We start from the raw sequence: 26,923 nt of genomic DNA, 5'->3' as shown, positions 1-26,923 counted from the left end.
GATATCTCCTCAGGCTTCGAGATGGCGGCGCGGCATGAAGCGGGGAATGAGCCCGCCGACCGGTCCGAACAGCACCGAGAGCGCATAGGCGCCGCCGGCGACGAGAATGATGGCGGGGCCCGAGGGCGCGCCGGAATGGTAGGACACCAGCAGGCCGAGCACGCCCGATGCGCAGGCGATCAGCACTGCGAGCGCCACCAGCGGGGTCAGTTCGCGCGTCCAGAAGCGGGCGGCGGCGGCCGGCAGCATCATCATGCCGACCGCCAGCAGCGTGCCGAGCGCATGGAAGCCGCCGACGAGGTTCAGCACCACCAGCGCTAGGAAGGCGAGATGGGTCGGCGCGCCGGCCCGGCTGACCGAGCGCAGGAAGCCGGGATCGAGGCTCTCCAGCACCAGCGGCCGCCACAGCACGGCGAGAACGACGAGGGTGAGCGTGGTGATCGAGACGATCAGCATGAGCGTCGCGTCGTCGAGCGCCAGCACGGTGCCGAACAGCACGTGCAAGAGATCGACATTGGACCCGCGCAGCGAGACCAGCAGCACGCCGAGCGCCAGCGAGACGAGGTAGAAGGCGGCGAGCGCCGCGTCCTCCTTCATCTGCGTCGCGCGGGCCACGGCCCCGGCGCCGAGCGCCACGGCGAAGCCGGCGACAAGCCCGCCCGCCGTCATCGCCCAGAGATTGAGCCCGGCGGCGAGGAAGCCCACCGCGGCGCCCGGCAGAATGGCATGCGCCATCGCATCACCGGCAAGGCTCATCCGCCGCAGCATCATCAGCACGCCGACCGGACCTGCACCGAGGCCGAGCGCCAGCACGCCGACCAGCGCGCGGCGCATGAAGTCGAATTCGGCAAAGGGCGCAAAGAGATAATCGTAGATCATGCGGCCCTCACCGGTGCGGGCGCGCAGGTTGGAGCATTGTCGTCCCACGCCTCGCACATGCGCCGGGCCTCGCTGAGATTGGTGTGTGTCAGCACTTCACGCGTGGCGCCCCAGCCGACCGTCTCGCGCGCCAGCAGCAGTGTCTGCGGGAAATGCTGGCGCACCAGCTCCATGTCGTGCAGCACGGCGAGCACGGTGCGGCCCTCGCCGTTCCAGCGTTCCACCAGCGCGACGAGATCGGCGACGGTGCCGGAATCCAGCGCGGTGAAGGGTTCGTCGAGCAGGATGAGGCGGGCCTCCTGCAACAGCAGGCGGGCGAACAGCGTACGCTGCATCTGGCCGCCGGACAGCGTGCCGATGGGACGCGCCTCGAAACCGCCGAGGCCGACCGCGGCGATGGCGTCCTCGATGCGGGCCCGGTCGGCACGGCCGACGCCGCCGAACATGCCGGTACGGCGCCACAACCCGGTCGAAACGAGGTCGAACACGTCGATGGGAAAGGAGCGGTCGATCTCCGCCGCCTGCGGCAGATAGGCGATCTCGCGCGCCGGCACGCGGCTCTCTATGCGACCGGCAAGCGGCGCGAGGATTCCGGCTATGCCCTTGAGCAGTGTCGATTTTCCCGCGCCGTTCGGCCCGCACACGGCCAGCAGCGCACCCTCCGGCACGGTGCCGTCGAGATGATGCACGGCAGGGTGCCGATCATAGCCGAGGGTGAGATCGCGAAAGGCGAGCACGTCTCCCATCACGCGTTCCCGCCCCATATGACTGCCAGCGCCAGCGCCCAGATCAACGCCGCCAGCGGCAGGACGAGGGCGAGCCGCTGCCAGACCGCCAGCCGCAGGAGAGACAGGCCGGGACGCGCCGCAGGGTGCCGGCGACCCGGCCCATGGGCGTGATGATGGTGCGGATGCACATGGGCATGGGAATGGGAATGGGAATGGGAATGGGCATGTCCATGCTCATCGGCGTGCCGATGGGCGGGCACGATGGTGGAGATGTCAGTCTCGGCAGGCGCGGTGGGCATCGGCGAACTCCATGGCCGAAATGATACAACATATCAAACGACGACGTCCAGCCCGTATTGATATATTATATCGACGCGCATCTCCCACGCGTCGCAATCTGCCCGGTCATTGCTGGTGAGCGGCGGACGCTCTTCCTCCCTCGCCCGTCGGGGAGAGGGGGCCGCTTCCATCGCCCATCCTTCCCCGCATCCATGCCGCCATCGGTGCGCATGCGACAGTGCGTCGGCCGAATTGATGGGTCCGCCCGTCTCGACGGCACGCCCGCCGCGCCTTATGAGAGGGCGCCTTGCTCGCCGGCGTCGCCGGCCTGTTCGATCTGGAGCCCGTTCATGGACATTTCACGCATTTCGGCCGGACCGAATCCGCCTGACGAGATTCACGTCATCATCGAGATCCCGGCCGGCGGCGCGCCGGTGAAGTACGAGATCGACAAGGAGTCGGGCGCGCTGTTCGTCGACCGCTTCCTGCATACGCCGATGTTCTACCCCGGCAATTACGGCTTCATCCCGCAGACGCTCGGCGACGACGGCGACCCGCTCGACGTCATCGTCATCTCGCCGATCCCGCTGCTGGCCGGCTCGGTGATCGCGGCCCGCCCGGTCGGCGTGCTGATGATGAGCGACGAGAAGGGCGGCGACGAGAAGATCCTCGCCGTGCCGGCGAACTCGGTCTACCCCTACCATGCCAAGGTGGTGAACCACACGGACCTGCCGCCCCTCACCGTCGAGCAGGTCGAGCACTTCTTCACGCACTACAAGGACCTGGAAAAGGGCAAGACCGTCTCCGTCGCTGGCTGGAAGGACGCGGCGGGCGCGCGCGAGGTCATCGTGCGGGGCCTTGCCGCCTTCAAGAAGTAAGCCGAACACGCCGCTCCGGCCGTTGACGGCCTGCCGGCCATCCGGCCCGAGACGAAAGTAGCGAAGGCCGCCGGGCGTTTCCGGCGGCCTTTGGCATTCCGGTTGCTGGTTCGATGCCGATCCAGCCCCGGAGTTCCCATGCCTCTCAATTACCTCGACCGCGGCTCCTATCGCGACCGCATCATCCCCGCCGCCGAACTGCGCGAACTCGGCCCGCCGCCTTACACCGACAGCTATCCGGTGAAGCTGCCCGACGGCGACTGGGCCGACCTGCCCTTCCTAGCCCTGCCGCCCGATTTCGACACGGCCATCGCCTATCTCTGCATCACCGAGAACTCGTTCGAGCTGGAGGACCGGCTGTCCTCCGCCATGGTCGAGGCCGTGCGCGACCTCGCGCCCGAAGTGGTGATCGGCATGCCGACGCTCGGCATGGTGCTCGCCGCCTCGGTGGCGAGGAAGCTCGGCCATCCCCACTACGTGCCGCTGAGCTATTCCAGGAAATTCTGGTTCGAGGACGAACTGTCCATCCCGGTGGTCTCCATCACCTCACCGCTCAAGCCGAAGACTGTGTTCATCGACCCTCGCCTGCTGGAACGGCTGGAGGACAAGCGCGTGCTGCTCGTCGAGGACGTCATCTCCACCGGCGGCACCGTCTCGGCCGAGCTTGAGCTGATGAAGCGCATCGGCGCCAACGTGGTCGGCGTCGCCACGGCGATCAAGGAGACCAATGTCTGGCAGAAGAAGCTCGGCGCGATCGATCCCGCCTGGCCGGGGCTGGTGCGCGCGCCGATCAGCTGTCCGCTGTTCCGCAAGGGAGACGGCGGCTGGTATCCGGACTGGTCGACGCTGCCGGCATGAGCACCCCGCTCAGCCGGAAAAGCCCATGCCGGCCAGTGCCTTCTGCAACGCGGCACCGAGAGTCACGCCCTCGCGCGCCGCGCGGGCGCGGTTGACGAGACGGCGCTTGCCGGGCAGGCGCGCGCCCGGCTCGGTCTCGATGGCGTGCGCGAGCCGCTCCAGATGGTCGAGATAGGCGTCGCCCGCGACAAAGCCGGGATGGATGGCGATGACGACATGGCCCACCGCCGCCGGCGGTCCCTTGCCATCGAAGAAACTCGGCGCATCGAAGGCGAAGGTGGAGGCGGTGAGCGCAGCCGCCATCACCTCGATGATGAAGGCGAGCGCCGTTCCCTTGGCCTCGCCCATGGGAACCATGGTGCCGGCGAGCCCGGCCTTGGCGTCGGTGGTCGGGTTGCCCTCGGGATCGAAGGCCCAGCCCTCGGGAATGGTGGCATCGCCCCGCTGCACCGCCGCGAGGATGTTACCGCGCGCCACCTTGGCGACCGACAGGTCGACCACGGCGGGCGGGCGCCCCTTCAGCGGCGTGGCGAAGGCGATGGGGTTGGTGCCGAACACTGCCCGCTTGCCGCCCCAGGGCGCGATGGAGGCGGAGGCGTTGGAGAAGGCGAGCCCTACCAGACCGTCAACGGCCAGCTTCTCCACCGGCTGGCCGGCGACGCCGAAATGGCTGGAGCGGCGGATCGCCATCAGCGCGATGCCTGTCTCGCGGGCCACCTCGGCCAGCAGCGGCAGGCCAAGTTCGATAGCCGGGTAGGCAAAGCCGTTGCCGGCATCGACTGCCACCACGGACGGCGCGACCCGCCGGCAGGAAGGCACGGCATGGCCGTCGATCTTGCCGGCCGCGACCATGGCGCTGTAGCTCGGCAGGCGGGCGAGGCCGTGCGTGCCGAGCCCGTCCGCCTCCGCACTCACCAGCGCCGCAGCGGTGATGCGCGCGTTTTCCGGCGCGGCGCCGAAATGCGCCAGCACCCGTGCCGCATAGGCGCGCGTCTCATCGAGACTGGCGCGAATATCGTAAAAGGCAGGACCGGCCACGGAACCTTCCATCACTTGGCTCCCCCGCCGAGCGGCCCGGCAGGCAGGCGCGCGAGGTCGAAGCGCTGTACGTCGGCCAGCAGTTCGACGAAGGCGCGCGCGCCATAGGCCGCACAGGCCTCGCCCTTCTCCAGGCTCGCCTCGGTCGCATTGCCCATGGCGCCGAAAGGCTGGATGTCCTGCGCCATCCAGCCGAAACCGGCCGGCGTGCCGGCGCGCAGGAAGGAGAATTCCTGCTCCATGGCCAGCGTGACGGGTGGAAAGTCGCGCACTTCCTCTTCGTGCACCGTGTCGGGCCGGAAGGCCAGCATGAGCGAGGTCTCGACCCCGCCGGCATGGATGCCGTGCTGGCGCTCCTGCGTGGAGAACAGGCCCTCGGGATAGCCGAAGCGGTGCCAGGAGACGGTGACGACCAGCATGCCGAGCCGGGCACGCAGGTCGCGCGCCACGATATCAAGGATCGGCACATTGCCGCCATGCGAATTGACGATGACCAGCTTGCGCACGCCCGCGCGGTACACGCTCTCGCCGATCTCGGTCCAGGCGCGGATCACCGTGTCGGCGGAAAGCGTCAACGTGCCGGGAAAATGGATGTGTTCGTTCGACTTGCCGATGGCCTGGATCGGCAGGAACACGGCCGGCACCTCCGCCGGGAGCAGCCGTGCCACCTCCTTCAGGTAGCCCTCGCCGATGAAGGTATCGACGCCGACCGGCAGATGCGGCCCGTGCTGCTCGACGGCGGCGACGGGAAGCACGGCGATCCAGTTTTCCGTGTCGCCGGCGGAAAAATCGGTCCAGGCGAGTTCGGTCCAGAAGCGTTTGGGGGGCATGGCAGACAGTCCGGTGAAAGGCAGAAGGGCTTTTAGGCTCAATCGCGCCGGGCGGCCAGCGCCTCGACCTCGACCTTGAATTCCGGTCGGGCGAAGCCGGAGACGATCATCAGCGTGGAGGCCGGCGGCGGATCGGCGATGAAGCGGTCGCGCGCCGCCATGTAGTCGGCGAGATGGGCGCGATCCGTCACATAGGCGTTGAGCCGCACGATGTCGCCCACTTCCATGCCGGCTTCGGCAAGGCAGGCGGCGATGGCACGGAAGCAGATCGCCGCCTGCGCCTCGACGCTCTCGGGGATGGCATCATCCACGCCAATGCCGAGCTGGCCGGAAACCAGCAGCAGCCGCGCCCCGGCGGGCACCTCCACGGCATGGCTGTAACGGGCGAAGGGGCGGCGAATGACGGCGGGCAGCAAATGGCGCAGCATCGGCGAATTCCAGAGAAGTGAGATCCAGGCTGGGGGAAACGACGTAGCAGTCACACGTGCATATGTGCATCGAGATTAAGCTCGCCTATCATGACGGCACATTCGCACACCGTTCATCGTATCGCGATGGAGACATCGATGCGCTTCCGCCTTCCCCGCTTCCGTTCCTGCCTGCCGGCGCTCGCCGCCCTCGCCCTTAGCACCATAGGCTTCACACCGGAGGCAAGGGCCGTCGACAAGGTCACCTTCGGCACCAACTGGGTGGCGCAGGCCGAACATGGCGGCTTCTACCAGGCCGTGGTCGACGGCACCTATGCGAAATACGGCCTCGACGTGACCATCCTGCCCGGCGGGCCGCAAGCCAATAACCGGCTGCTGCTGCCGGTTGGCAAGATCGACTTCTATATGGGCGCCAACATGCTGCAGGCCTTCTCCTCGGTGGTGGAAGGCATCCCGACGGTGATCGTCGCGGCCATGTTCCAGAAGGACCCGCAGGTGCTGATCGCGCACCCGGACGTCGCCACTTTCGAGGATCTGAAGACCCGCACCCTGTTCATCTCCAAGGAGGGGCTGGCGAGCTACTATCAGTGGCTGGTGGCCGATTACGGCTTCAGCGAAAGCCAAGTGAAGCCCTACACCTTCAACGCCGCGCCGTTCCTCGCCGACAAGAACAGCGCCATGCAGGGCTACATCACCTCCGAGCCCTATGCGGTGGAGAAGCAGGGCGGCTTCAAGCCGAAGCTGTTCCTGCTGGCGGATGAGGGCTTCGACACCTACGCCACCACGATCGAGACCCGCACCCAGCTGGTACAACAAAACCCGGACCTGGTGCAGCGCTTCGTCGATGCCTCGATCATCGGCTGGTACAATTACCTCTATGGCGACAACACCGCAGCCAACGCGCTGATCAAAAAAGACAATCCGGAAATGACCGACGAGATGATCGCCTTCTCCATCGAGAAGATGAAGGAGTACGGCATCGTCGATTCCGGCGACACCAAGACGCTTGGCGTCGGCGCCATGACCGACGCCAAGGTCAAGAGCTTCTACGACAAGATGGTCGGGGCCAAGGTCGTCGCGCCCAACATCGACTACAAGAAGTCCTACACGCTGCAATTCGTGAACAAGGGCGTCGGCAAGGAACTGGCGAAGTAGCCCGGCAATGACCGCCGCGTACCCCTTTCTCGGCCTGCCCGATCGTCTCGCGGAAGGCCGCACGCCCCGTGCGGTGATCTTCGGCGCCGGCCATGGCAGCAATTACCCCGACCAGGACAGCAGCGGCTATGCTCTGGCCGCCGACGCCATCCGCGCGGCGAGCCAGAGCGAGGCGTCGCTCGTCGAGCACTGGGATTTCGATCTCGGCGGCCCGCTGTTCGATGGCGGGCCGGTGTGTTGCACCGACGCCGGCGACGTGCCCACCATCATGCACGACAATGCGGGCAACCGTGCCCGGATCGAGGCGAAGACGCGCGAGGTGCTGGCGCTGCCCGCCGTGCCGATCCTCATCGGCGGCGACGATTCGGTGCCCATTCCCTTCCTCAGCGCCTTTGCCGGGCACGGACCGATCTGGATCCTGCAAATCGACGCCCATATCGACTGGCGCGACGAGCGCTTCGGCGAGCGTTACGGCTATTCCAACCCGATGCGCCGGGCCAGCGAGATGCCCCATGTCGCCGGCATGGTGCAGGTCGGCATCCGCAGCGTCGGCAGCGCACGCCGCACGGAAATCGAGGCCGCGCGAAGCTTCGGCAGCCACCTCGTGACCGCCCGCGAGGTGCACGCGCAGGGCGTCGACGCCGCTCTCCGGCATATTCCGGACGGTGCGCAAGTCGTCATCACCCTCGACTGCGACGGCCTCGATCCCGGCATCATGCCGGGCGTGGCGGCGCGCACGCCGGGGGGCCTCACCTATACGCAGGTGATCGACCTGATCGCCGGCGTGGGTAAGCGCGCGAGGATCGCCGGGTTCGACCTTGTCGAACTCTATCCCCCGGCCGACATTGACGGCCTGTCGGCGCTGACCGCCGCGCGCCTTGTGGTCAATGCGATCGGCGCCGTCGTCCGGCAGGCATAGACGGGTTCGTCTGAAACGACGTGAGAGAATGACGCTGTCCACAGACGACACCCCACCCGCCACCGCGCCGCTTCTCGCCCTGAAGGGGGTGGGCAAGCGGTTCGCGAACTCCGTAACGGCGCTGGACGGCCTCGACATGCAGGTGCGGCAGGGCGAGTTCCTGTCGCTGCTCGGGCCTTCCGGCTGCGGCAAGTCCACCGCGCTGCGCCTCATCGCCGGCCTCGCCGAGCCGACGGCGGGGCACATCGACTGGAATGGCGAGGAGACCGCGCGGCGCGCCAGCGGCCGGCCCTCGATCAGCTTCGTGTTCCAGGAGCCGACGCTGATGCCGTGGGCCAGCGTGTTCGGCAATGTCCACCTGCCGCTGCGCCTCGCCGGGGTGAGCGCGAGGGCGGCCGAACCCGCCATCATGGAGGCGCTGGAGATGGTGGGGCTGTCGCAGTTCCGTGACGCCTATCCGCGCGAGCTTTCCGGCGGCATGAAGATGCGCGTCTCCATCGCCCGCGCGCTGGTGACGAAGCCGCGCCTGCTGCTGATGGACGAGCCCTTCGCCGCGCTGGACGAGATCACCCGCTTCAAGCTCAACAACGATCTGCTGGAGGTGTGGAAGCGCCTCAGCTGCACCATCGTCTTCGTCACCCATTCGGTGTTCGAATCGGTCTACCTGTCCTCGCGCATCCTGGTGTTCCGCGCCCGGCCGGGCCGGGTCCACGCAGAAGTAGCGATCGACCCGAACCAGCCGCGCGACGAGGCTTTCCGCACCTCGCCCGAATATGTCGGCCTGTGCCGCGAGACATCGACCGCGCTGGCGCGGGCGATGGAAGCGGCATAGGGGGCGCCGCGATGGAGCAATCGCCCTTCCGCTGGCTGCTGCCCCTCGCCGTGCTGGCGCTGGTGGTGATCGGCTGGGAAGCCGTGGTGCGACTGAACAACCTGCCACCCTACATCCTGCCCAGCCCGCTGCTGGTCGCCACCACGCTGTTCAACGACCGGGTGGTGCTGTTCCAGTCCATGCTGGTGACGCTGGAGACCACGCTGATCGCGCTGCTCATCGCGGTGCTTGGCGGCGTCACGCTGGCGCTGGTTTTCGCCTCCTCGCGCATCGTCGAATTCTCGCTGTTCCCCATCGCGGTGATCCTGCAGGTGACGCCGGTCATCGCGGTGGCGCCGCTCATGCTGATCTATCTCTCCACCGACTCGGCGGTGCTGGTCTGTGCCTGGCTGGTCGCCTTCTTCCCGGTGCTGTCGAACACGACGCTCGGGCTGAAGTCGATCGATCCCAATCTGCGCGACCTGTTCCGGCTGTCCGGCGCTTCCGGCTGGCAGACGCTGGTGCAGCTGAAGCTGCCGACCGCCCTGCCCTATTTCCTCGGCGGCCTGCGCATCGCCGGCGGCCTCGCGCTGATCGGCGCCGTAGTCGGCGAGATCGCGGCGGGCTCGGCCGGGGCAGGCTCCGGCCTTGCCTTCCGCATCGTGGAATCGGCCTACCGTCTCAACATTCCCCGGCTGTTCGCGGCGCTGCTGCTGATCTCGCTGGCCGGCATCCTGATCTATGCCGTGCTCAGCCTCATCTCCTGGCTGGTGCTGCGGCGCTGGCACGAGAGCGAAATGGACGCGCGATGACGAAGCCGAGCGTCGATCTTGCCCATCTGCCCTCCGGCTATGTGCTCGGCAATGTCCGGGCACCCGCCTACCTGCTGGATGCGTCGCCGGGCGCGGCGGATGCCGAGGGCCTTACCCGGCTCGACATCACCATCGCGGACGGCCGGGTCGCGGCGCTGACGCCGCCCGGCGCCGCATCCGCCGGGCTGCCCCGGCTCGATCTCGGCGGGCGGCTCATCCTGCCCGGCCTCGTCGATATCCACACCCATCTCGACAAGGGCTTCATCTGGAAGCGGGCGCCGAACCCGGACGGCAGCTTCGCCGGCGCGCTCGCCGCCGCCGATGCGGACCGCCGGGCGAACTGGCATGCGGAGGATGTGCGCCGCCGGATGGACTTCGCCCTACGCTGCGCCTTCGCGCATGGCACGGTCGCCATCCGTACCCATCTCGATTCCATCGGCCCGCAAACGGCGATTTCCTGGCCGGTCTTCGGCGATATGCGCGAACGCTGGCGGGATCGCATCGCGCTTCAGGCGGTCGCGCTCACGCCCATCGATCTCGTACTGGACGATGCCGAGTTCACGCCGCTGGTCGAGGCGGTGCGCACGCATCAGGGCGTGCTCGGCGCCGTCACCTACATGTCGCCCGGACTACAGGATGGGCTGGACCGCATCTTCGCGGCCGCCGAGCACCATGGCCTCGATCTCGACTTCCATGTCGACGAGAGCGCCGATCCCGCCGCCCGTTCGCTCGCCCTCATCGCCGAGACGGCGCTGCGGCGCCGCTTCGGCGGGCGGATTCTTACCGGCCATTGCTGCTCCATCGCTCGGCAGACCGAGACGGAGGTCGACCGCACGCTCGACATGGCGGCACAGGCCGGCATCGGCGTGGTCTCGCTGCCCATGTGCAACCTCTACCTCCAGGACCGGGTCGGCGGCCGCACGCCGCGCTGGCGCGGCGTCACGCTGCTGCACGAGATGAAGGCGCGCGGCATCGAGGTGATGGTGGCGAGCGACAATGCCCGCGACCCGTTCTATGCCTATGGTGACCTCGATCTGGTGGAAACCTGGCGCGAGGCGGCGCGCATTGCCCATCTCGACCATCCCTTTGCCGACTGGCCGTCCATCATCGCGCGAACGCCGGCCGGACGGATGGGGCTACGGGCTGGTACGCTTAGCGTAGGTGCCGCGGCGGATCTCTCGATCTTCAGCGCCCGCAGCCTGAACGAGCTTCTCGCCCGCCCGCAGGCGGATCGGACCGTGCTGCGCCAGGGCAAGGCGATCGACACCACGCCGCCCGACTATGCCGAACTCGACGAGTTGATGGAGCGCCGCAATGGCTGAGAATCCGGCCTATGACCTTGCCGCGCTGAAGGCCCGGCTCGACGGCATCGCGCTGGAGGACAATCCGGCGCTGATGCGGCAGAAAAGCCGGGACTTCTATTGGTACTCGCCGCCGCTCAAGCGCCAGCTCGACGAGGTGAGCGCCGACCTCGTCGTCTCGCCCGCCAGCGAGGAGGAGGTGCGGCGCGTGCTGGAAGCCTGCTTCGCGCTTGCCATCCCGGTCACCCCGCGTGGCGCCGGCACCGGCAATTACGGCCAGGCCATGCCGCTGGCCGGTGGCGTGGTGCTGGATCTCTCCCGCCTCGACAAGGTGCTGGAAATCTCCACCGGCCGGGTGCGGGCGCAGACCGGGGCGATCATCGCCGACATCGACAATGCCTGCCGCTCGTCCGGACAGGAGCTGCGCCTGCACCCTTCCACCTATCGCTCGGCCTCCATTGGCGGCTTCATAGCCGGCGGCTCGGGCGGCGTCGGCTCGATCACCTGGGGAGGCCTGCGTGACCTCGGCAACATCATCGGGTTGCGCATCCTCACCATGGAGGCGAGCCCGCGCATCCTCCAGCTCACCGGCGAGGACGTGCAGAAGGTCGCCCATGCGTATGGCACCAACGGCATCATCCTCGAGGTCGAGATGCCCCTCACGCCGGCCTTCGACTGGATCCAGGTGATCGTCGGCTTCGACAGCTTCGGCGAGGCGGCGGCCTATGCCAATGCGCTGGGGGAGCAGGACGCCATCCTCAAGAAGCTGGTCTCGGTCATCGCCGCGCCGGTGCCGCAGCGCTTTTTCCTGCGCCACCGCCGCTATCTCCCCGAGGGGCAGCACATCGTGCTCGCCATGATCGCCCCCATCGCCGGCGCTGCGTTCGACAGTTTCACCGCGCGCTGGGGCGGCAGGGTGCTGTTCCATTCCGACCGGGTCGGCACGGAGGAAGCCAAGAGCTTGCCGCCGCTCTACGAGCTGGCCTGGAACCACACCACGCTGCGCGCGCTCCGCGTCGAGCCCTCCATCACCTATCTGCAGACGCTCTACCCCTTCCCGAACCAGCTCGCGCTGGTCGAGCGCATCCATGCGGAGTTCGGCGACGAGATGCCCGTTCATCTCGAATTCGTGCGGTTCGACGGCAAGATCACCTGCTTCGGCCTGCCGCTGGTGCGCTTCACCACCGAGGAGCGGCTGGAGGCGATCATCGCCCGTCACGAGGCCATCGGCATTCCCGTGTTCAATCCCCACCGCTACACGCTGGAGGAAGGCGGCATGAAGCAGACCGACGCGGTGCAACTCGCCTTCAAGCGCGAAGCCGACCCGAACGGCCTGCTCAATCCCGGGAAGATGATCGCCTGGGAACATCCCGATTTCGCCTTCGAGAGCGGGAAAACCTATCTCTTCGCCGGGCTCGCCGCCCGGCCCCAGGCCCTCGATCACGGAACCGCGTGAGATGCGCGCGCTGGTCGTCTATTGCCACCCGGTCGCCGAGAGCTTCACCGCCGCCGTGCGAGACGCGACCATCCGTGGGCTGGAGCGCGCCGGGCACGAGGTCGACCTCATCGATCTCTATGCCAGCGGCTTCGACGCCGTGCTGAGCCGCGAGGAGCGGCTCGCCTATCACACGCCCGGCGCGAACACCCGAACCATTGCCGACCATCTGGCGCGGGTGAAGCAGGCGGATGCGCTCATCGTCGTCGCGCCCACCTGGTGGTACGGCCCTCCCGCCCTGCTCAAGGGCTGGCTCGACCGCGTGCTGGTGCCTTTCGAGACCTTCGGCATGCCGCAGCCCTTCCGGCCACTGGAACGCCGGCTCACCAATATCCGCGTGCTGGCGGCGGTGAGCACGCTCGGCTCTCCGTGGTACTGGTGGCTGTGGGTGGGACAGCCGGGCCGGCGCATCCTCATGGAAGGCGTGGGCGGCATCATCCACCCCAGGGCGCGCAAACTCTGGCTGGCGCTGCACAGCATGGACTCCGCCAGCCTCGCCAAGCGCACCGCCTTTCTCGTCAGGGTGGAGGCGAAATTCGCGTCCCTGCAACCCTTACGCGGGTAGTTTCGTATAACTTTGACGGCGAAGCAGATTACAGCCATGCTCCTGTCACGGCATCGCGCTTGAGTTGCATCGTCGCATCTCTCATCGCGATCACAGGACGTGGACGCCCATGAAGGACGGCTTCGAGAAGAGCATCGGCCATCGGCTCCATCACGCGGCCAGGCTGCAGCGTGCCCTCGCGGCGCGCCGGCTGCAGGATCTCGGGCTGTTCCCCGGCCAGGAGACGGCGCTGAAGCTTCTCGCCGAATCAGATGGCCGGACGATGACGGAACTGGCAGCGGCCCTGCGGGTGCGCCCGCCGACCGCCTCCAAGACCGTTGGCCGGCTTTCGGCGCAGGGGCTGCTGGAACGCCGCGCCTCGGACGGCGATGCGCGCCTCGTGCGGGTGCATCTCACCGATGAGGGCCGGTCGCGCGCCGGCGCCATCGACGGGATCTGGGAGTCGCTGGAGGACGTCATCGTCACCGGCCTCGACGGCAAGGACCGCAAACGCCTGCGCAAACTGTTGCGCAAGATCGAGAAGAACCTCTCCAGCCAGCTCGGCACGGTCAGCGAAAGCGAGCCCGACGACGAGGTGGAGGTCGCCGACGAGACCGCCTGAGGTCGCCGACGCCGGGCACCGTATCCCCCGCATCGTTCACCCTGCCGCACGGCATGCCTTGAATCTGCCCGCGCTTTGAGGGCGAATACGCTCCCCCGCGCCGAGGAGCCCATCATGGCCGAACCCTCCCGTCCCGATCTGCTGCAGACCGGCCCGATGATGCCGATGGTCGAAGCCCAGCTGTCGCAACATTTCACCGTTCATCGCCTCGACCAGGGGGATGCCGACCAGTTGCTCGCCGAGGTCGGAGGCCGCATCCGTGCGGTGGCGACGGGCGTCGGCTCCACCGCCGGCGGCAAGCGCCGCGTGACGGGTGAACTGCTCGCGCGCCTGCCGAAGGTGGAGATCGTCGCCAATTTCGGTGTCGGCTACGATGCAGTGGACGTCGAGGCCGCTGCCGCGCGCGGCATCGTCGTCACCAATACGCCCGGCGTGCTCGACGACGAGGTGGCCGACCTCACCATCGGCCTGCTGCTGGCCACCATTCGGCAGATTCCGCAGGCAGAACGCCATCTGCGCGCCGGCTTGTGGCCGCAGGGGGGCTTCCCCCTCACTGCGACGCTGCGCGACCGCACCATCGGCCTTGTCGGCATGGGGCGCATCGGCCAGGCCATCGCTCGTCGCCTTGCCGGCTTCGGGCGCCCGATCGCTTATCATAGCCGGCGTGCGGTCGAGGGCCTGCCCTACGACCACTACCCCGACCTGCTCGCGCTGGCGCGCCATGTCGACGTGCTGATCGCCATCATACCGGGCGGGCCGGAAACGACGCATCTGATCAATGCCGATGTGCTGGCCGCGCTCGGGCCGACCGGCGTATTCATCAACGTCGCGCGCGGCTCCGTGGTGGACGAGCCGGCACTGATCCGTGCCCTGCAGCAAGGCACGATCGCTAGTGCCGGGCTGGACGTGTTCGCCCATGAGCCCAATGTGCCGGCCGAGCTGGTCGCCCTCGACAATGTGGTGCTGCTGCCGCATGTCGCCTCCGCCACCCACGCCACGCGCAATGCCATGGGGCAGCTGGTGGTCGACAATCTGCTCGCCTGGCGGGAAGGCCGCGATCCGCTGACGCCCGTGCCCGAAACGCCGCTGCCCGCGCGCGCGTGAAGAGCATGGCGATGTTCGGCTCGAAGGGCTTGGCTGCATTCGCCGCCGTCGCTGCTCTGGTTGCAGCACCGGCCGCCACGCCGTTCGCGCAGGAAGCGCCCAGGGAGACAGCGCAGGAGCCGGCGGTGCATTCTCCCTCGCCGGAGGAGGCCGCGGCCCAGCTGGCCGGTGCCTATCACCTCACCAATGCGGATGGCGACCGCAACTGCACCCTGACCCTAAGCGGCAAGCCGCTGCGCGAGCGCGGCAAGGACCCGGCGCGCGCGGCCGCCTTCACGGTCGAGTTCGACCGCACCGCCTGCGCAGCCCAGATCCTGTTCAGCGCCGACATCGCCTCCTGGGCTCCCGGCCCCGGCAATGCCATCCGGCTCTACAACGGCGAGGGACGGCTGACGGCGGAGTTCACCGAAGGCGTCGGCGGCACATGGGAAGCGCTGCGCGAGGCTGACGGGGTGTATTTTCTCGTCAATCCCAGGATTGCCGATCCGGCGGCGCAGCCTGCCGACATCGTCGGCCAATGGGAGCTGACCCGCACCGGCGGCAACATGCGCTGCCGCATCGACTTCCTGGAAGCGCCGGCACCGGCAGATGCCTTCCGCCTCGCGCCCGAGCCGGGCTGCGCGCCGCTGCTCGGGCGCACCCTGCCGGAGCGCTGGCGGCTCGATCGCGGCGACCTGGTACTGGAAACGGCGAGCGGCGGCCAGCTGCGCTTCGCTCCCAATGAGGAGGGCGGCTGGATGAAGGTGCCGGAAGAGGCGCGCCCGCTGGTGCTGAACCGGGCGCCCTGAGCGGGGCGCCCTATCGCGAGCGCCGGCTCAGCACGATGGCGATGCTCGCCAGCACCACGCCGAGGCCGGCGAGCGAAACCGGCTCCAGTTCCTCGCCGAGGATGATCCAGCCGAGCAACACGCCGATGATCGGGTTCACATAGGCGAAGGTGGAGGCGATGATCGGGCTGAACGTGCCGATCACCTTGATGTAGGAGGTGAGGCCGATCACCGAGGCGAAGATGGTGAGGAATCCGAAGGCGAGCCATTGCGGCAGATTCGGCGCGCTGGGGATCGGCGCCCCCTCGCCCACCGCCAGCGCGCTCAGCACCACCGCCGCGGACAGCATCTGAAAGGTCGCCGCCCATTCCGGGCGCAGGCGCCGCATCAGCGGGCGCTGGATGATGGTGCCGAACGACCAGCTCAGTCCCGCGCCGATGACCAGCAGCACGGTCAGCTCGGCATAGCCCGGCTCGATGATGACCGCATGCCCGCCGATCAGAGTCGGCGAAACGACGAGGAACAAGCCGAACAGGCCGAGCAGGAGCCCCAGCACCACCCGGCGCGAGGGCACCACTCGCTCGACCACGAGATCGAGCAGGCAGGCCCAGAGCGGGATCGCGCCCATCGCCATGACGATGAAGCTCGACGTCGCATGGCGGGAGGCGAGCGTCGCCAGCCCGTTGCCACCCATCCACATGACCAGGCCGCTGGCGACACAGATGGCGATGTCGCGGCGGGAGGGAAGCGGCGGCAGGCCATGCCGCACCAGGGTGGCGAGCGCGAGCAAGGCCGAAGCGAGCCACAGGCGCGTCGATTGCAGCTGCAGCACGGTCACGGCTGCCGGGCCGCCGGCAAGGCTCACCTTCACCGCCATGTAGGAACCGCCCCAGACGATGTAGATGGCGAGGAGATGGCCATAGGCGGAGAGCGGAATGGCGGGGGAGGCGCCGGACGCCGCCTCTCGGGAAGTCATGACAGCGCGATACCTTCGGCACCCGCAGCGCGCACGGCGCGCGCCTCGGCGAGCCCTGCCATCCCACACCTCTCCCGTCGAAGCAACGGCGCGAAAGCTGCGGATCAGATCAGCCGCAACCCCCGCAGGCTGGCATGCCCGCCCTTGCCGACGATGATGTGGTCGTGCACCTCGATGCCGAGCGGCTTGGCGACATCGATGATGGTCTTGGTCATCTGAATATCGGCCTGCGAGGGCGTCGGGTCGCCGCTCGGGTGGTTGTGCACGAGGATGACGGCGCTTGCCGCCACCTCCAGCGCCCGCTTCACCACCTCGCGCGGATAGACCGGCGTGTGGTCCACCGTGCCGCGCTGCTGCACCTCGTCGAGGATCAGCTGGTTGCGCTTGTCGAGGAACAGCACGCGGAATTCCTCCTGCGCGGCGAAGGCCATGGAGGCCCGGCAATGGGCGATGACCGCACTCCAGGAGGACAGCACGGGGCGCGCCTTCAGCCCCTCGCGCGTCACCCGCTGCACGGCGGCGCCGATCAGCTTGAACTCGGTGATGATCGCCTCGCCCACGCCCTTCACCTCGCGCAGCCGGGCGGGCGTGGCGGTGATCACCTCGGCGAAGGAACCGAAGCGGTCCACCAGCGCCTTGGCCAGCGGCTTCACGTCCGCGCGGGGCACGGCGCGGAACAGCACGAGTTCGAGCAGTTCGTAGTCGGGCAGCGCATCCCCGCCCGACTGGCGGAACCGCTCGCGCAGCCTCGTCCGATGGCCGAGGAAATGCGGTGCGGGCTCGTTGAAGCCGTCGGCGACAGGCGCTGCCGGGGGCAGTTCGCCCTCCGGTTCCGCCTCGCCGCTCAGCCCGCCCCGCCGCCGCGCCATGGAGCCGGGCTCATCCGTTGCTGAAGATCGGCTTGTGATAGCCCTTGGGCGACAAGGTGAAAATCTCGCAGCCGGTTTCGGTGACGCCGACGGCGTGCTCGAACTGGGCCGAGAGCGAGCGGTCGCGCGTGACCGCGGTCCAGCCGTCGGACAGCACCTTCACATGCGGCCGGCCGAGATTGATCATCGGCTCGATGGTGAAGATCATGCCGGGCAGCAGCTCCGGCCCGTCGCCGCGCCGGCCGACATGCACGATGTTCGGCTCGTCGTGGAACAGCTGGCCGACGCCGTGGCCGCAGAAGTCGCGCACCACGCTCATGTGGAAGGGCTCGACGAATTCCTGGATCGCCGCGCCGATGTCGCCGACATGGTGGCCCGGCTTCACCTCGGCGATGCCGCGCAGCAGCGATTCATAGGTGACGTCGAGCAGCCGCTCGGCCCGGCGCGGAATCTCGCCCACCGGGTACATGCGGCTTGAATCGCCGTACCAGCCGTCGACGATCAGCGTGATGTCGACATTGACGATGTCGCCCTCGCGCATCGGCTTGTCGCTGGGGATGCCGTGGCAGACGACATGATTGATCGACGTGCAGGTCGAGTGGCGGTAGCCGCGATACATCAGCGTCGCCGGCAGCGCGTTGTTGTCCATGGCGAATTCGAACACCGCGTCGTCGATCGCCTTGGTCGAGACGCCGGGCGCCACCATCTCGTGCACGAGGTCGAGCGCCTCGGCGGCCAGGTGGCCAGCCTTGCGCATGCCGGCGAAACCTTCCGGCCCGTGCAGCTTGATATGGCCGGTCTTTCGCAGCGGCGCGCCGGCCGCCTCCACGTAACTCATCATCCAACGTCCAGTGATCGGGCTTTGCCCAAATGTAAGCGATCCGCCGCCGCGCGCAAGGAAAGGCTCCGCGCGGTCGCCTCAGTCCAGCGTCTTGGCCATGTGCACCAGCCGGCGGTCGGGCATCTGCTCGACGCGCTCGATGGAGTAGCCCTTGCGGCGATACCAGTGGATATTGGCCGAGAGCGGCTCGCCGGTATAGAGCCGCACGGTGCGCCGGCCGAGCGCCCGGGCGCGCGTTTCACCCGCCGCGAGCAGCAGGTTGCCGACCCCGCCGCCCTGCGCCATCGGCGACACCGCGACGCTGTCGGTGAGCAGATCGTCGGCGCGCAGTTGCAGCACCAGCACGCCGTCGAGACCGGCCGCCCCGTCGAGCACCCACACCTCGCGCTCGCGGAACACGCGGGCATAGTCCCACAGCAGCGGCACCGGCTCGACGCCGAGCAGCGCGCGGTTGCGCGCATAGGCCCCGTGCTGCACAGCCTCCACGGCGGGAAGGTCCTCCAGGCTGGCCCGGCGCAAGGTCCGGCCCTCGACCTCGAGCGCGGCGGCGTTCAGCAGGGAGAGCGGGGCGATCTGCCGGCCCTCGGTGTCGAAATTGGCCGGCGCCAGCCAGCTCTCGAACGCCACGGCGAGCTGCGGCCAGTCCTCTTCCAGCATGGCGAACCAGGCGGTGTCGCGGTTGCGGCCCTTGACGATCATGTGGTGGCGGAAGATGCCCTCGAAGCGGAAGCCATAGCGCAGGGCGGCGCGGCGCGAGGGCGCGTTCAGCGCGTTGCACTTCCACTCATAGCGCCGGTAACCGAGCGTCTCGAAGGCATGGCGGGCCATGAGATACATGGCCTCGGTGCCGCCGGGGGTGCGCATCAGCGCCGGCGTGTAGAGAATGTGGCCAACCTCGATGGTCCGGTTCGCCGGGTCGATCCGCAGATAGGTCGCGTGGCCGACGGCGACCCCGCTCGCCTTGTCGATGATGGCGAACATCAGCGGATCGTCGCGCAGCGCCGCCGCCTGATAATTGGCGTCGAAGGCGGCATAATCCTCATAGGGGCCGTTGGGCAGATAGGCCCAGATCGCTTCCTTCTCCGGCCCGTGCGCCGCCGCATAGAGCGCGGGGCCGTGCGCGGCCGCATCGAACGGCACCAGATCGACATGCGTACCGGGGATCACCACGCGCGTGGGGCGCCGGGCCGGCGCGGTATCGACCACGTCGCCGAGAGGATATTGCGCGTCGTCCAGCGGCATGGCACGTCCCCCTTTCGCCGGCACGAAACTCACATCCGCGCGGCACTTGAACCCCCGCGCTGTCCGTGTGACAGCTTTGCGCAAACTACAAGCGATTTCTCGCTATTCGGCCCGCAGAGCCGAACCGGAGGAACAGATGACGCCAGCAGCCGGCTTCAGGCCCCACCCTATCGCCGCCTTCGAGCGCATCGGCGAGGAGAATGCCTTCGCGGTGCTGGCGCGCGCCGGCGCATTGGCGGCGCAGGGTCGCGACATCATCAATCTCGGCATCGGCCAGCCGGATTTTTCGACCCCCGAGCACATCGTCGAGGCGGCGGTGAAGGCGCTGCGCGACGGCCAGCACGGCTACACCCCGGCCACCGGCATCCAGCCGCTGCGCGAGGCGGTGGCGGGGGACATCCACCGGCGCTTCTCGCTGGAGATCGATCCCGGCCGGGTGGTGATCGTGCCGGGCGGCAAGGTGACGATGTTCAGCGCCATCCTCATGCTCGGCGAGCCGGGCGCGGAGATCCTCTATCCCGACCCCGGCTTTCCCATCTACCGCTCGATGATCGAGTTCACCGGCGCAAAGCCCGTGCCGGTGCCGATCCGCGAGGAGAACGGCTTTGCCTTCTCGGCGGAGGAGACGCTGTCGCTCATCACCCCGCAGACGCGCCTCCTCATCCTGAATTCGCCCGCCAACCCGACCGGCGGCATCACCCCCAAGGCGGAGATCGACAAGCTGGTCGCGGGGCTGGCCGCGCATCCGCAGGTGGTGATCCTGTCCGACGAGATCTACGACCAGTTCCTGTTCGACGGCGAGGCCCACACCACGCTGCTGGCCTATCCCGAGATCCGCGACCGGCTGATCCTGCTCAATGGCTGGTCGAAGACCTATGCCATGACCGGCTGGCGGCTCGGCTGGTCGCTGTGGCCGGAGGGGCTGTTCGAGGCGATGCGCAAGCTCGCGGTCAATGCCTGGTCCTGCGTCAACGCGCCGGCCCAGTTCGCCGCCATCGCCGCCCTCACCGGCCCGCAGGACTGCGTGACCCGCATGCTCGCCGAATTCGACCGCCGCCGCCATCTGGTGGTCGCGGGGCTCAACGCACTGGAGGGCGTCTCCTGCGCCGTGCCGAAGGGCGCCTTCTACGCCTTCCCCAACATCGCGGGCACCGGCTGGACATCGGCCAAGAAGCTCGCCGCGACCCTGCTCGACGAGGCCGGCGTCGCCACCATTGGCGGCCCGGATTTCGGCGTGCATGGCGAAGGCTATATCCGCTTGTCCTATGCCAATTCGGCGGAGAACATCACCCGCGCGCTGGAGCGCATGGGCCGCTTCCTCGATGAGGCACGGGCGGCCTGAGGACCGACTGAACCACCGCCACAGTAAGGAGCCGAGACGTGCCGCACGCCGTCGTCCCGCTACTGAAATGCGCGCTCGCGCTGGCGCCGATCGCCATTCTCGCGCTACCCGCGCGGGCGGAGGAAACGCCCGCCTGCGTGCGCGGCACGGGGGAGCCCCGCGTCTATCTCGACTGCCTCAGCCGGGCGCAACGGGCCAGCGAGCGCCATGTCGAGCACGTCGTCGCGGCGGCGCGGGAGGCGATCGAGGCGCGCGCGGAACTCCAGCCGGCGCAGCGCAGGCGCTGGATCGCGCTGCTCGACGAGGCGCAGAGCCGGTTCGTGAACTGGCGCAACTTCGAATGCCAGAGCATCGCCCCCTATGAGGGCGGCGGCGGCCAGAAGACGATCGGCGGGCGCCTCGGCGGCGTCGGCGTGCTGGAGCAGCGGATGAGCTGTCTCACCGGGCTGAACGAGACACGGGCCGCCGATATCGAGCGGCGCTACGAGCTGCCAGCCTATGTGCCCGCGCCGGAGCCCGAGGCCCCCGCACCGGACGAGGCGGCGGCCGTGCCGCCCGCCCCATCCGAATCGGCACCGGCCGCCCCTCTGGTCAGCAGTCCCGTCCGCATCATCGATATGCCCGCTCAGCCGCAGTGAGCGCGCGCCGGACCCCAATGTTTGCGCGCACGCCGGCCGATGCGCTTGCCCTCGCCGCCGAATGGGGCGAGTCTCCCGCCCCGATGCAGGGCAGGCAATAAACGGCAGTTCGCCGAAGGAGGACACATGTCCAAGGTCATCTCGATCGGCGAGGTCATGGCCGAATTCGCGCGTGGCGCGGATGGGCGCTACGGCGCGGCCTATGGCGGGGATACCTTCAACACCGCCATCTACCTCGCCCGCGCCGGTGTCGAGGTGGCCTACGCCACTGCGCTCGGCGATGACCGCTATTCCGACGCTATCCGCGCCGCCGCCGAGGCCGAGGGCATCGGCACCGGGCAGATGCTGCGCGTGCCGGGCCGCAATGTCGGGCTTTATGTCATCGACACCGACGCGCGCGGCGAGCGCAGCTTCACCTATTGGCGCGATACCTCGCCGGCCCGCGAGCTGTTCGAACTGCCGGGCTGGGAGACCGTCGCCGAGGCGATCATCGAGGCGAGCGTCATCTACCTCTCCGGCATCACCCTGTCGCTCTATTCCAATGTCGGCCTCGGCCGTCTGCTGGCGACGCTGGAGTTCGCCCGCGAGCGGGGCGCGCGCATCGTCTTCGACGGCAATTTCCGTCCGCGCGGCTGGGGCGGCGACCTCGCTCGTGCCCGCACCGTCTATGCCCAGACACTCAAGCGCACCACCATCGCCCTGCCCACCTTCGAGGACGAGGTGATGCTGTGGGGAGACGGCTCGCCCGCCGCCGTTGGCGAGCGGCTGGCAACCTTTGGCGTGCCGGAGGTCGTGGTGAAGAACGGCGGCGAAGGCGCGCTGGTGTTTTTTGGCGGCACGTCGCATCTCGTGCCGGTCCCCCAGCCGGTCGAGCCGGTGGACACCACCGCCGCCGGCGACAGTTTCAACGCCGCCTATCTCGCCGCTCGCCTCAATGGCGCCGCGCCCGCCGCGGCCGCTGAGGCCGGCCATGACCTCGCCGGGCGGGTAATCCGCCATCGCGGCGCGATCATGCCGCGCGCGGTCAATGCGTGAGCGGCACGACGCCACGCGAATGCTTCTGAGAATGACTTGCAAGTATTTGGAGTTACTTGATTTTTTGCCGCTTACGCTCTAAGCGCTGCGACAAGCGGCGCCGGGCGCCGGATACGCACCGGAACGAGCGGCGACGCGGATGACCCTGACCTCACGGATCGCCTTGATCAATGTCGGCATCAGCATCCTCGTGCTGGGGCTGAAATATCTCGCCTTCGTGCTGACGGGCAGCATCGCGCTCTATTCCGACGCGCTGGAGAGCATCGTCAACGTCGCCACTGCGGTGGTGGCGGTGCTGGCGCTGCGGGTCAGCGCCAAGCCGGCCGACGCCGCCCACCCCTATGGCTATGCCAAGGCTGAGTATTTCTCCGCCGTCATCGTCGGTGTGCTCATCGTGGTGGCCGCGCTGTCGATCTTCCGCGAGGTCTATTTCGGCTGGCTCGATCCGCAGCCCTTCGACGCCGCGCCGCGCGGGCTGGCGGTCAATGCGGCGGCCGGCGTCATCAATGCCGTCTGGTGCGCCGTGCTGATGCGCACGGGGCGCCGGGCCCGCTCGCCCGCCCTCATCGCCGACGGCCGGCACCTGCTCACCGACGTCATCTCCTCGGCGGGCGTGCTGCTCGGCGTCATCGTCGCCGCGCTGAGCGGCTGGGAGAGGCTCGACCTGATCCTGGCGGCGCTGGTCGCCCTCAACATCCTGTGGTCGGGCTGGAAGGTGCTGAAGGAGAGTGTCGGCGGGCTGCTCGACCAGGCGGTGCCGAGCGAGACGCTGGCACGCATCCGCCAGCTGATCGCGGCGGAGGCGACCGGTGCGATCGAGGCGCACGACTTGCGCACGCGCCAGGCCGGCCGCATGATCTTCGTCGACTTCCACCTCGTCGTACCCGGCGAGATGCCGGTCAGCGAGGCACACGCCATCTGCGACCGCATCGAGGACGCGCTGGAAGCGGAGGTGGCCGACATCCTCGTCCACATCCATGTCGAGCCGGAAGTGAAGGCCAAGCAGCACGGCATTCCCGTGCTGTGAGCCTCAACGCCCGGCGCGCAGCGCGGCCAGCAGATCGGGCGTCGGGTACGAATCGGCCGGCAGGCCGAGCCGCATCTGCTCGACCTTCACCGCCTGCCGCGTCGCCGAGCCGGTGATGCCGTCGACCCGGCCGACATGGTGGCCGCGCGCGTTGAGCAGGCGCTGCAATTCGATCACCTGCGACTGCGACAATACGGGAATCGCCTTGCCCGCCCCCCGGTTGAACGGCGGCGCGCCGGCGACACGGGCCGCCAGATAGGCCGCCGAGGTCGCATAGGTGAGCGAGTTGTTCCACTCGGTGAAGACGTTGAAATTGGGATAGACGAGGAAGGCCGGCCCGCTGCGGCCCATCGGTAGCAGCACCGAGGCGGGCAGATTGTCCGCCGGCAGCGGCCCGCCGCCGGCCCGCGCCACGCCGAAGCGCGCCCACTGCGCGCGCGGCAGCTTGATCGACAGGTCCGCCTGGTCCCAGGGCAGGTTCGGCGGCACCCGGATTTCCTCCAGCCAGGGCTGGCCGCGCTGCCAGCCCAGCGCCTTGATGTAGTTGGCCGCCGAGGCGAGCGCGTCGGGCGCCGAGCGGATGAGGTCGACGCGGCCGTCGCCGTCGAAGTCGACACCGTAATTCCAGTAATGATCAGGCAGGAACTGGAACTGGCCGAGTTCGCCCGCCCAGGGCCCGCGCATGGTCTGCGGCGTGAGGTCGCCGCGATCGATGATCTTCAGCGCCGCCATGAGCTGGGTGCGGAACATCTCCGCCCGGCGGCAGTCCCAGGCGAGGCTGGCGACGGAGCGCAGCGTGTTCTTGTCGCCCATGAAGGCGCCGAAATCGGTCTCCAGCCCCCAGAACGCCACCAGCACCGCGCCGGGCACGCCGAACTGCTGCTCGATCCGGTCGAACAGCGCCTGATTCTTCTGGATCAGCGCCCGCCCCTGCTGGATGCGGTAATTCGCGACCATTCGGTCGGAAAATTCGAAGAAGCTCTGTGCGAACACCTTCTGCCCACGGTCGGTGCCGACGACGTTGGCGTCGTAGGTGATGCCGTTCAGCGCCGCGGCGACGGTGCGCGGCGACACGCCCTGGGCGATGGCCTGCTGCTTGAAACCGGCGAGCCACTGGTCGAACCCCGCGCCATTATTGCCGCAGGCTTGCGGGGGCTGCTGGGCCGAAACGGCGCCGGCATCGAGGAGTGGCACCATCAGAGCGGCGGCGACGGCGGCGATCTGGCCGGCCGTGCGGAGCGGGAGGGTCGAGCGGCGCATGCATATCCCCGTAGTGCGGTGGAGCGTTTCCCGAATCAGCAATCTACAGGAATGCGGCGGCGGCGCGGTAGAAAGGCTCCGCTCGTGCGTGCGAAGATGGAGCAGCCCCGCGTTCCGTCCTGGCCGGGCTTGCTCGGGAATGACGGCATGATGGATTGCAACCGATGACCCAGACTACCTTCCCCCTCACCCGCCCCGTTCCCGCCGTGCTCGCCGTCGTCGTGCGGGCGGGCGAGGTGCTGCTGGTACGGCGGGCCAATCCGCCGGACCAGGGGCTGTGGGGCTTTCCGGGCGGGCGCATGGAGATGGGCGAGAGCCATCTCGACGCGGCGCTGCGCGAACTCGACGAGGAGACCGGCATCCGCGCCGATGCGCCCCGGCTCATCACCGTGCTGGACTTCATCGAGCATGATTCGGCCGGCCGCCTCGCCCACCATTTCGCGATGATCTCCGTGCTCTGCCGCTGGCGCGCCGGCGAAGGCGAGGCGGCGGACGACGCGCTGGAGGCGCAATGGTTCGACCGCGCCGCTCTCACCGCGCTGGGGCCGGGCGCGAGTGCGAAGGTCGAGTATCTCGCCGATCTGGCACTCGCCATCGCGGATGCCGCCTGACGCCGCAGCCGGCACGGCCCGCCTTTCGTTCCGCCGCTCAAAGAAAAAGGGCCTCCCGACGGAGGCCCTTCTCATATGTCGGTCGGTGAAGGGGACCGCCGCGGTCCCCTTCCCGAGTTCGGTAGCCGGGCTCAGTGGCCGCCGGCCGTGGCGGGCGCCAGGGTGATGCCGTTCTCCTTGGCCCAGACCGCGTTGGCCGCGTGATGCTTCTTCAGCATCGGGCGCAGCACGAGGATGGCGGCGAAGGCGGCCGACAGGTCCATCGCGGCGACGGTGTAGAGCACCGACGACCAGGTGCCGGTCGCTTCCATCAGCAGGTTGCCGAACGGCACCAGCAGTGCCGCGACGCCCTTGGCGCAATAGAGGGTGCCGTAGATCTTGGCGACGTTCTTAGTTCCGAACGTGTCGGCGGCGGTCGCCGAGAACAGCGAGTACACCTCGCCCCAGGCCAGGAACACCATGCCCGAGAGGATGAGGAACGCCCACGGATTATGGCCGAAGGTGCCGAGCGCGACGATGCCGAGGCCTTCCATGGCGAAGGCGACGAACATGGTCTTCTCACGGCCGATATGGTCGGAGATCCAGCCGAACAGCGGACGCGAGATGCCGTTCAGCACGCGGTCGAGCATGAGCGCGAAAGGCAGAGCCGCCATGGTGATGAAGTAGAGGTTCACCTGGAAGTTCTTCACGCCGAGGTCTTCGGCGATCACGCCGAGCTGGGCCACCGCCATCAGACCGCCAGTGACGGTGCCGATGAACATCGCGGCCAGAACCCAGAACACCGGGGTGCGCAGGGCTTCGCCGAGCTCGTAGTCGCGGCGGCTCTGCGCCACGCGGTCGGAGCCCTTGAGGCCCTTCGGGGGAGCCTTGAGGAACAGCGAGGCGACAATGATCACGCCGCCCTGGATGAGGCCGAAGAACCAGAAGGTCTCGGACACGCCGCTCGTGGCCAGCATGTTGGCGATCGGCAGGATGGTGAGGGCCGAGCCCGCGCCATAGCCGCCGGCGGTGAGGCCGACCGCGAGGCCGCGCTTCTCCGGGAACCACTTGATCGCCGCGTTGATGCAGGTCGCGTAGACGCAGCCGACGCCGATGCCGCCGATGATCGCGCCGACATAATACATGGTCAGCGTGTCGGCATAGGAGTTCACCATCCACGACGCGCCGGTGAACAGACCGCCGATCATGACCATGACCCGCGGGCCGTACTTGTCGATGAAGTAGCCCTCGATCGGGGCGAGCCAGGTCTGCACCACGACGAAGATGGTGAAGGTGGTCTGGATCGCCGCGCGCGACCAGCCGAATTCACGGGTGATTTCCGGGACGAACAGCGTCCAGGCATATTGGATGTTGGCGGCGGCCACCATGCAGATGATGCCGCAGATCAGCTGAACCCAGCGCAGATTATTCGCCGGCGCCTGTGCCGACGCGATGGACGTACTCAAGGGCGATCTCCTCTCCCAAATCGAAATTCGCCGCGGATCGGCTTGTTGTTGCGGTCGTTCCTGGCCATGCGGCCGGACGCCGACTTGTCATTGGCCGGGGGCGGCTTCTTCCCTCCCCCAGCGACCGCCGAAGCGGCGCACTCGTCCCAATAGGTTGCGGCTTCCTCACCCTGACGCAGCGGCGCATTC

The 26,923-nt window shown here is 68.3% G+C and carries 29 protein-coding genes; 17 read left to right on the top strand and 12 right to left on the bottom strand.

The genetic code is table 11. The features are described from left to right. Positions 1-9: 9 nt before the first annotated feature. From ACO2RV_RS09390 to ACO2RV_RS09380, 3 genes are read right to left on the bottom strand one after another with little or no spacing between them, the layout of a single operon-like run. Complete coding sequence (locus ACO2RV_RS09390) at positions 10-879, bottom strand: metal ABC transporter permease (RefSeq protein WP_423292173.1); 870 nt, start codon at positions 877-879, stop codon at positions 10-12. Next, entirely contained in the window at positions 876-1,625 is a 750-nt protein-coding gene (aztA, locus tag ACO2RV_RS09385; protein WP_423292171.1) for a zinc ABC transporter ATP-binding protein AztA, read from the bottom strand. The genes ACO2RV_RS09390 and aztA overlap by 4 nt, the downstream gene beginning before the upstream one ends. Then, on the bottom strand, positions 1,625-1,906 hold the full coding sequence (locus ACO2RV_RS09380; RefSeq protein WP_423292169.1) for a hypothetical protein: 282 nt from the start codon (positions 1,904-1,906) through the stop codon (positions 1,625-1,627). Before ACO2RV_RS09380 ends, aztA begins: the two co-directional genes overlap by 1 nt. A 330-nt stretch (positions 1,907-2,236) precedes the next feature. Here ACO2RV_RS09380 and ppa point away from each other — a divergent pair, with 330 nt between their 5' ends. After that, the gene (ppa, locus tag ACO2RV_RS09375) at positions 2,237-2,764 is read left to right on the top strand and encodes an inorganic diphosphatase (protein ID WP_423292167.1); all 528 of its coding nucleotides are present in this window, start codon (positions 2,237-2,239) and stop codon (positions 2,762-2,764) included. 138 nt (positions 2,765-2,902) lie between these two features. Then, entirely contained in the window at positions 2,903-3,622 is a 720-nt protein-coding gene (locus tag ACO2RV_RS09370) for a phosphoribosyltransferase (RefSeq protein ID WP_423292165.1), read from the top strand. A gap of 9 nt (positions 3,623-3,631) precedes the next feature. Here ACO2RV_RS09370 and ACO2RV_RS09365 read toward each other — a convergent pair whose 3' ends face one another. From ACO2RV_RS09365 to ACO2RV_RS09355, 3 genes are read right to left on the bottom strand one after another with little or no spacing between them, the layout of a single operon-like run. Then, the gene (locus ACO2RV_RS09365) at positions 3,632-4,672 is read right to left on the bottom strand and encodes an Ldh family oxidoreductase (RefSeq protein ID WP_423292163.1); all 1,041 of its coding nucleotides are present in this window, start codon (positions 4,670-4,672) and stop codon (positions 3,632-3,634) included. Beyond that, positions 4,672-5,490 (bottom strand): creatininase family protein, encoded by an 819-nt coding sequence (locus ACO2RV_RS09360; protein WP_423292161.1) that lies wholly within the window; start codon positions 5,488-5,490, stop codon positions 4,672-4,674. The genes ACO2RV_RS09365 and ACO2RV_RS09360 overlap by 1 nt, the downstream gene beginning before the upstream one ends. Positions 5,491-5,528: 38 nt before the next feature. Further along, the gene (locus tag ACO2RV_RS09355; protein ID WP_423292159.1) at positions 5,529-5,918 is read right to left on the bottom strand and encodes a RidA family protein; all 390 of its coding nucleotides are present in this window, start codon (positions 5,916-5,918) and stop codon (positions 5,529-5,531) included. Between the two features lie 138 nt (positions 5,919-6,056). On the opposite strand from ACO2RV_RS09355, the gene ACO2RV_RS09350 reads away from it, so the two are divergent. The 10 genes from ACO2RV_RS09350 to ACO2RV_RS09305 all read left to right on the top strand — a co-directional run bounded on the left by ACO2RV_RS09350 (position 6,057) and on the right by ACO2RV_RS09305 (position 15,469). Continuing rightward, positions 6,057-7,073 carry an ABC transporter substrate-binding protein gene (locus ACO2RV_RS09350; protein WP_423292157.1) on the top strand — a complete coding sequence of 339 codons (1,017 nt, stop codon included), beginning with the start codon at positions 6,057-6,059 and terminating at the stop codon, positions 7,071-7,073. 7 nt (positions 7,074-7,080) lie between these two features. Beyond that, on the top strand, positions 7,081-7,992 hold the full coding sequence (locus ACO2RV_RS09345) for an agmatinase (protein ID WP_423292155.1): 912 nt from the start codon (positions 7,081-7,083) through the stop codon (positions 7,990-7,992). Between the two features lie 28 nt (positions 7,993-8,020). Then, positions 8,021-8,824, top strand: a complete 804-nt coding sequence (locus tag ACO2RV_RS09340; protein ID WP_423292153.1) for an ABC transporter ATP-binding protein — start codon at positions 8,021-8,023, stop codon at positions 8,822-8,824. An 11-nt stretch (positions 8,825-8,835) separates the two neighbouring features. After that, complete coding sequence (locus ACO2RV_RS09335) at positions 8,836-9,615, top strand: ABC transporter permease (RefSeq protein ID WP_423292151.1); 780 nt, start codon at positions 8,836-8,838, stop codon at positions 9,613-9,615. After that, positions 9,612-10,937 (top strand): cytosine deaminase, encoded by a 1,326-nt coding sequence (locus ACO2RV_RS09330; RefSeq protein WP_423292149.1) that lies wholly within the window; start codon positions 9,612-9,614, stop codon positions 10,935-10,937. Before ACO2RV_RS09335 ends, ACO2RV_RS09330 begins: the two co-directional genes overlap by 4 nt. Beyond that, positions 10,930-12,372, top strand: coding sequence for an FAD-binding oxidoreductase (locus ACO2RV_RS09325; protein WP_423292147.1), 1,443 nt, complete (start codon positions 10,930-10,932; stop codon positions 12,370-12,372). Before ACO2RV_RS09330 ends, ACO2RV_RS09325 begins: the two co-directional genes overlap by 8 nt. Before the next feature lies 1 nt (position 12,373). Next, a complete protein-coding gene (locus ACO2RV_RS09320) occupies positions 12,374-12,976 on the top strand; it encodes an NAD(P)H-dependent oxidoreductase (RefSeq protein WP_423292145.1) in 603 nt (200 codons plus the stop codon). Positions 12,977-13,085: 109 nt separating this feature from the next. Beyond that, the gene (locus tag ACO2RV_RS09315) at positions 13,086-13,577 is read left to right on the top strand and encodes a MarR family winged helix-turn-helix transcriptional regulator (RefSeq protein WP_423292143.1); all 492 of its coding nucleotides are present in this window, start codon (positions 13,086-13,088) and stop codon (positions 13,575-13,577) included. A gap of 114 nt (positions 13,578-13,691) precedes the next feature. Next, a complete protein-coding gene (locus tag ACO2RV_RS09310; RefSeq protein ID WP_423292141.1) occupies positions 13,692-14,681 on the top strand; it encodes a 2-hydroxyacid dehydrogenase in 990 nt (329 codons plus the stop codon). A 5-nt stretch (positions 14,682-14,686) separates the two neighbouring features. Next, entirely contained in the window at positions 14,687-15,469 is a 783-nt protein-coding gene (locus ACO2RV_RS09305; RefSeq protein ID WP_423292139.1) for an AprI/Inh family metalloprotease inhibitor, read from the top strand. A 10-nt stretch (positions 15,470-15,479) separates the two neighbouring features. Here the strand turns inward: ACO2RV_RS09305 and ACO2RV_RS09300 are convergent, their stop codons facing one another. From ACO2RV_RS09300 to ACO2RV_RS09285, 4 genes are all read right to left on the bottom strand, one after another. Beyond that, positions 15,480-16,424: a DMT family transporter gene (locus ACO2RV_RS09300; protein ID WP_423292137.1), complete on the bottom strand. Its 945-nt coding sequence runs from the start codon at positions 16,422-16,424 to the stop codon at positions 15,480-15,482. Between the two features lie 104 nt (positions 16,425-16,528). Further along, a complete protein-coding gene (radC, locus tag ACO2RV_RS09295) occupies positions 16,529-17,293 on the bottom strand; it encodes a RadC family protein (protein ID WP_423292135.1) in 765 nt (254 codons plus the stop codon). Between the two features lie 10 nt (positions 17,294-17,303). Then, a complete protein-coding gene (gene map / locus ACO2RV_RS09290; protein ID WP_423292133.1) occupies positions 17,304-18,131 on the bottom strand; it encodes a type I methionyl aminopeptidase in 828 nt (275 codons plus the stop codon). 81 nt (positions 18,132-18,212) lie between these two features. Beyond that, a complete protein-coding gene (locus tag ACO2RV_RS09285) occupies positions 18,213-19,376 on the bottom strand; it encodes a GNAT family N-acetyltransferase (protein ID WP_423292131.1) in 1,164 nt (387 codons plus the stop codon). Between the two features lie 136 nt (positions 19,377-19,512). Here ACO2RV_RS09285 and ACO2RV_RS09280 point away from each other — a divergent pair, with 136 nt between their 5' ends. The 4 genes from ACO2RV_RS09280 to ACO2RV_RS09265 all read left to right on the top strand — a co-directional run bounded on the left by ACO2RV_RS09280 (position 19,513) and on the right by ACO2RV_RS09265 (position 23,418). Continuing rightward, positions 19,513-20,718 carry a pyridoxal phosphate-dependent aminotransferase gene (locus ACO2RV_RS09280; RefSeq protein ID WP_423292129.1) on the top strand — a complete coding sequence of 402 codons (1,206 nt, stop codon included), beginning with the start codon at positions 19,513-19,515 and terminating at the stop codon, positions 20,716-20,718. 38 nt (positions 20,719-20,756) lie between these two features. Then, a complete protein-coding gene (locus ACO2RV_RS09275) occupies positions 20,757-21,356 on the top strand; it encodes a lysozyme inhibitor LprI family protein (RefSeq protein WP_423292127.1) in 600 nt (199 codons plus the stop codon). Positions 21,357-21,482: 126 nt separating this feature from the next. After that, positions 21,483-22,391 (top strand): sugar kinase, encoded by a 909-nt coding sequence (locus tag ACO2RV_RS09270; RefSeq protein WP_423292125.1) that lies wholly within the window; start codon positions 21,483-21,485, stop codon positions 22,389-22,391. 139 nt (positions 22,392-22,530) lie between these two features. Further along, positions 22,531-23,418 carry a cation diffusion facilitator family transporter gene (locus ACO2RV_RS09265; protein WP_423292123.1) on the top strand — a complete coding sequence of 296 codons (888 nt, stop codon included), beginning with the start codon at positions 22,531-22,533 and terminating at the stop codon, positions 23,416-23,418. A 3-nt stretch (positions 23,419-23,421) separates the two neighbouring features. Here the strand turns inward: ACO2RV_RS09265 and ACO2RV_RS09260 are convergent, their stop codons facing one another. Beyond that, positions 23,422-24,678, bottom strand: coding sequence for a lytic murein transglycosylase (locus ACO2RV_RS09260; protein WP_423292121.1), 1,257 nt, complete (start codon positions 24,676-24,678; stop codon positions 23,422-23,424). 164 nt (positions 24,679-24,842) lie between these two features. On the opposite strand from ACO2RV_RS09260, the gene ACO2RV_RS09255 reads away from it, so the two are divergent. Next, complete coding sequence (locus ACO2RV_RS09255) at positions 24,843-25,289, top strand: NUDIX hydrolase (protein WP_423292119.1); 447 nt, start codon at positions 24,843-24,845, stop codon at positions 25,287-25,289. Positions 25,290-25,420: 131 nt separating this feature from the next. On the opposite strand, the gene oxlT is transcribed toward ACO2RV_RS09255, so the two are convergent. Further along, on the bottom strand, positions 25,421-26,734 hold the full coding sequence (gene oxlT / locus ACO2RV_RS09250; protein WP_423292117.1) for an oxalate/formate MFS antiporter: 1,314 nt from the start codon (positions 26,732-26,734) through the stop codon (positions 25,421-25,423). Positions 26,735-26,923 lie beyond the last annotated feature (189 nt).

Source organism: Ancylobacter sp. VNQ12 (assembly GCF_049445835.1).
In the GTDB taxonomy this organism is placed as follows: domain Bacteria; phylum Pseudomonadota; class Alphaproteobacteria; order Rhizobiales; family Xanthobacteraceae; genus Ancylobacter.
This window is presented reverse-complemented; position numbering and strand designations above follow the sequence as displayed.